Annotated in this window: 2 protein-coding genes; both read right to left on the reverse strand. The window is 55.6% G+C overall.

All coding sequences use genetic code 11. The features are described 5' to 3' along the window. Positions 1 to 2,449: Ig domain-containing protein (locus tag QP752_RS11110; RefSeq protein WP_284805524.1), on the reverse strand; the 2,449-nt coding region annotated here is incomplete at its 3' end. 455 nt (positions 2,450 to 2,904) lie between these two features. Further along, positions 2,905 to 5,664, reverse strand: a 2,760-nt coding sequence (locus QP752_RS11115; RefSeq protein ID WP_284805525.1) for a YPDG domain-containing protein, incomplete at its 5' end; no start/stop codon positions are given.

Raw genomic sequence — 5,664 nt, forward strand, 5'->3', positions numbered from 1 at the left:
CGATCTTGACACCAGTGTCCTGCTTCTCATCAGTCGGATCAACCAGCTTCTTACCAGACTCATCAACCGTGGTCTTGACGCCAACTGCCAACGGCACAACATCAGTGTGCTCGGTCTCGTTGCCATCCTGATCAACCAGGGTGTAGGTCACGGTCACATTCGGCTTCTCCTCAGAAGCCGTAACCGGAGCAGTCGGATTACCCGTGATCTTGCCATCCTTGAACTCCAAGCCGTCAGGAAGACCCTCAACCTTGAGGGAGCCTTCCTTAATCTTGAAGCCCTGCGGCAGAGGACCAAAGCCCTCTGGCTTTACTTCCTGCTCGTAATCCTCGCCAACAACACCGTCCTTCAGCGGCGTATCCGTCACCACAATCTTCGTGACGACCTCTTCCAGCTGCTTCTCTGCAACCCGAGACTTCTCGGTCTTCTGGATACGCTTCGCGGGGTCTTCCTCATCAGGGTTCTCCCAAACCGGGTCACCGTTTTCATCGGTGACGCCAACGTACTTCTCTACCATGACCTCAACCTCACGGGTTACGGTCACTTCAGTAGTGCCAGGCTCGGTTGGAATACCAGTGATCTTGCCGGTCTCAGGGTCGATCTTAAGGCCATCTGGCAGCTTGTCGGCGGAGTACTTCGGCTTCGCATCCTCAGCGAGGTCATCCGGCAGGTTGCCAAACAGGTCCGCAACATTGTTGTCCGGGTATTCTTCCCCTGCGGAGCCAAGTGGCAGCTGCTCTGGAACGACAGCGGTAAACGAGTCCGCAATCTCCCAGCGGTCAGACATCTTCTTCGAAACAGGATCAACGCTGACAACCGCCGCTGTGTAGACGGTGGTTTCCTTCAGGTCTTCGGGCGCCTGGAAATCACAGGAAGGCAGCACACCCTTCTCGTCACTCTTGACGATGCACTCCTTACCTTTGAGCTCGGTCTGATTACCAGCAGGATCGGTTGCGTACCAACGAATCGCGTAATCCGCATTCGGCATCAAACCCGCAGCCTTCGTGGTCACCTTCGACCCAGCACGACCCTTATTGTCATACGAGTTGTACTCAGGGATATCAAAGATCGGCTGTGCAGACATCAACGGGAACTGCAGGCCGTTCATGTTCGCACCCGCGATAACAGTGCCGGAATCAGCGTAGTTCTGGAACATGTTCATCGGGAACGCCGAATTCTTCACATCACGACCCTCGATACGTGGGTAGATGTACATGTAATCCGTATTGATGTGACGACGCTTCCCAATAGCGAGACCAGTGAAGGCGCCGTAACGGCTGCCTCGGTCCATTTCGTACTTCGGCGCTACCTTGCCGAACTCGTCTTCTGATACGTTGCCGATCCTGTCACGGCTGGCACCATACGTGCCCTTAAATGGCAGGTAAATCGTGCCATCATCCTTCGACGGCACTACGACCGTCTCAGCGATGTGGGAGCCTACACCATGCTCATCCTGGTACGCCTTAATAATGCGCTCCTGATTCGCACGCTCCTGCTCAGCAGTGTAGCCCTTGTTCGCATCCTTCCACGCATCAATCTGGCGCGCGACTTCATCATTGAGGTACGAGCCGACGATCTCCACGCCACCGGCGGCACGGTCGCCCTGCCCAGTCTGATACTTGTAGTACCCCGGCAAAGAACCTGCATCCTCACCGTTCTCCCACCACACCATCGACTGATTCGGCGCAGCAAGGCTCTTAATGGTGCCAAACGCACCATAGTCCGGGAACTGACCATCAACCGTTGGCTTGCCCGTCTCACCATCAAGCGCACGCGTCCACTCGGACTCAGGCTTCGCCAACCAACCAACGTGGTTCGGCTTCTCCTCCAGCACAAAGCGGCCGTTGGTAATACGCGACCCAGCAGGACCAGACGTGAAGTTCCACGACTCCTGCACACGGTTGGTACGCGTGGTGTAGCGGCCAGAGTTCATGTCACCTGCAGCTACTACCGAGTACTTCTGTGGGTTGGGGTTCTCACCCCACACGCGGACGCGGGTCTTGCCGCCCTGAACGCCAGCTAGATGGAATGCCGGCGCATGTACGCGATCCGTAACCTTGCGGGTCAAGTCGAAGGAAAACCTTCCCTCTGAGTCGGTCAGGGTGTAGAAAACCGGGGAGACCTCATTCTTACCCGTGACGTACTGCAGGTAGATGACGTTGCCCTTCAACGGCTCGTTGTTCGAGCTCAGATCATCGTGGCGACCATCCTTGTTGATGTAGGCGTAGCCGTGGTAGCCACCGTAATCGCGCCAGCCACCCTTGGTGTAGATGGCGTTCGGCACCATCTTATTCCCGCTCTGCGTATCAGCAGCAGCTTCAGCACCCGCAACTGCAGCAGGAGCCTCCTGAGCAAACGCAACCGGCTGCGCAAGTGGCGCAACCAACGCGAACGACAATGCGGCCGCGGCAAGCGAAGTGCCACGGCGTGCCTTATAGGAGCTTCGCACAATAATTCCTTTCATTCGTTATTTCAGAACATGCCACCGCCGCGTGCATCACCGTTTTCCCGGTGTAGGCACAGGCGCTACATGGTTTACAGTTATCCGACAATAACAATGAAAGGTCTGTGCATCCAGTGGACCTTTTACATCTAGCCCATTTATGGACGCTTGTACATTACGGCGGGTTAAAAACTTAGAGCTTCATGAGCTGCGAACTGTTTGCCATTTGCCCAGGAAGGCACGTTAATAGCTTTGGCCTATAGCACTTCGGTACATCTGTACGCCACCTGGCAAGACGCAGGCTTTTCGACGTCCCCTCCGCCAATAATGTCCAAACATGCAAAAAGCTGCCATTCGTCGCGATGACGAACAGCAGCTCTTTTCTTCTTAGCAGATGCTTAGTAAGCGTTTAGCCCTTTCCCTCCCCCCGCAAGGGGGAGGCGGTGATGGGCGCTATCGCGTTACTTCTTCGGCGTAGCGGTCGCCTTCGCATCATCCTTCTTCGAGGAAAGCTTCATCGTCTTACCAGACGAACCCTTCAGCTCGAGGTCCTTGACCGAAGACTTCGGACCATTCGGGTTGCAGTTGTCGTAGATGACCGTGCCAACAAGGATGCCAGCAGCAATCAGAACGATACCCGCAGCGACCATGCCCAGATCCGCACCAACGGTGCGCAGCTGTGCGTTGATCTGCTCAACCTGACGTGCCATCTCCGGATTGAAGATGCCAGCCTGCTGCTGGATACGAGTGTTCACATCCTGCAGCTGAGCATTCACCTGTGCAGCCACATCGCTGAGCACCGGAATCTGAATCTGGGAAGCCAGACCCAACGGCAGGAGCGCGATCAGTGGGAGACCGAAGCCCACAGCGGATGCAACACACTTGCCGGTATCAATACCGACCTGCGCGTTTGTCGAGTTACCCGCCTCATCAGTCACCGTGATCTTGTCGCCTGGCTTCAACTCAACACCAGACGGGACATCAATCTTCCAGTTGCCGTCCTTATCGGTAATGGTCTCAATGACCTTACCGTTCGGCAGCGTGACCTTAATCGTCGAGTTCGGACGATCATCCTTACCAGTGATCGTCTTATCACCAGGCTTGATCGGGTTCACACTCGGCGGAGTGGTGTCCTTGTTCGAATCACCCTCCCGTGGGCCCTGGACCGTCTTTTCAGCAGTCTTCTTACCTGCATCTTGGGTAACCTTCACGGTCTTACCCTGCGTCAGAGGAGCATCACCTGGAACCTCCACGGTCCACTTGCCGTCATTACCGACGACACCGACACCGATCTCCTTGCCATCGTGGGTCACCGTCACCTTGGAGCCAGGCTCGCCGGTACCGGTGATGGCCTTGTCGCCCTCGTGAACGTCATCGATAGCAGGTGTTGCGACTGAAGCGTCCTCACCAGGCGTCGGCTTCGAGTTCTCATCGGCAGGGTTAGAGCCCTTCTCGATCTCCTCACGGTTGGAGTGACCGTCACCATCGAAGTCACCATCCGGATCCAGCAAGGACTTACCATCCTTACCAACCAGCTCGAAACCAGCAGTTGCGTGGTTCTTCGACTCATCGTTATAGGTGAAATCAACCGTTACAGACGGACGAACGTACGGAGTAAAGATCTCCTTGAAGTTATTCCAGCTGCTATCAATCTGCGGCAACTCAGAGGCGATCTTGTCAGCGACCTTCTTGTAGTCAGGAGCCGTTGCCTTGACAACACCGCTCTTGCCAGTCTCAAACGTCCAATCCTCAGAACCAGCAGAAGGCGTACCAATTGCATCCTTCACAGGAACATCAGTCTTGCCCTCAAACGGATTCTTCGACGTCTCGGTCTTACCAGCCTCGACATTCTTACGATCACCGTAGTTCGGCACGAACTTCGCAGCATCAGAGTTCGGGTCAACGATCTTCACATCGATCTCACCAACCGGATTGCCGTCCTTGTCAGTCACAACAACCTTGGCATCCTGCGGATCAGTACCCTTCGGCACAGTGACCTTGACGTTGCCGTCCTTGTCGATCTCTACCTTCGAACCCGGAATCTCCTTGCCGTCCTTGTCAACAAGCTTGCCGGACTCATCACCCTTCGGGTTCTCAACCTTGCCAACCTCGTGAGGTTCATTGTCAGCCGGAACTGTCGTGTTCTTACCAGGCTTGACCGAAGGATCCTTCGGCTGAACCTCAACCGTGACGTCAACGTTGTCCTTGGAACCATCCGGGTAGGTCACGACAACCGGAACAGTGATCTTGTCACCAGGCTTCGCATCCTCAGGAACAGGAACCACAACCGAACCGTCATCCTTGACAGTCACATTCTCCGGAGCACCCTCGCCCTTCTCGAACTTCGTGTCTGCCGGCGGAGTGGTCTCCTTGCCGTCCTTATCCTTAAAGACCGGCTTGTCAACCGTGGCATCCTCACCCGGCTTACCAGAACCAGGCTTGTACTCAGGCTCGTAGGACTCATTGTCCTTCGAACCCGGAACCGGCGGCACATCCTTCTCCGTCACCGTGACGGTCACATTGACGTTGTCCTTGGAACCATCCGGGTAGGTCACGACAACCGGAACAGTGATCTTGTCACCAGGCTTCGCATCCTCAGGAACAGGAACCACAACCGAACCGTCATCCTTGACAGTCACATTCTCCGGAGCACCCTCGCCCTTCTCGAACTTCGTGTCTGCCGGCGGAGTGGTCTCCTTGCCGTCCTTATCCTTAAAGACCGGCTTGTCAACCGTGGCGTCCTCACCCGGCTTACCAGAACCTGGCTTGTACTCAGGCTCGTAGGACTCATTGTCCTTCGAACCCGGAACCGGTGGCACATCCTTCTCCGTCACCGTGACGGTCACATTGACGTTGTCCTTGGAACCATCCGGGTAGGTCACAACAACCGGAACAGTGATCTTGTCGCCAGGCTTCGCATCCTCAGGAACAGGAACAGTGATCTCACCAGTGGTCTCATCAACCTTCACACCATCAGGCGCATTGTCACCAGGAGTGAACTTCGTACCCTCAGGAGCCTTGGTGTCGTTACCGTCCTTGTCAGTGAACTTCGGAGCAGGAACCGTAGCATTCTCGCCCGGCTTACCCTTACCGTCCTCATACTTCGGCTCAACCTGATCAGCAGTCTTAGCACCAGGCTCTTCAACCGTGACGGTCACATTGACGTTGTCCTTGGAACCATCCGGGTAGGTCACAACAACCGGAACAGTGATCTTGTCGCC

The organism is Corynebacterium sp. UMB10321 (assembly GCF_030228725.1).
GTDB lineage: Bacteria > Actinomycetota > Actinomycetes > Mycobacteriales > Mycobacteriaceae > Corynebacterium > Corynebacterium pseudogenitalium.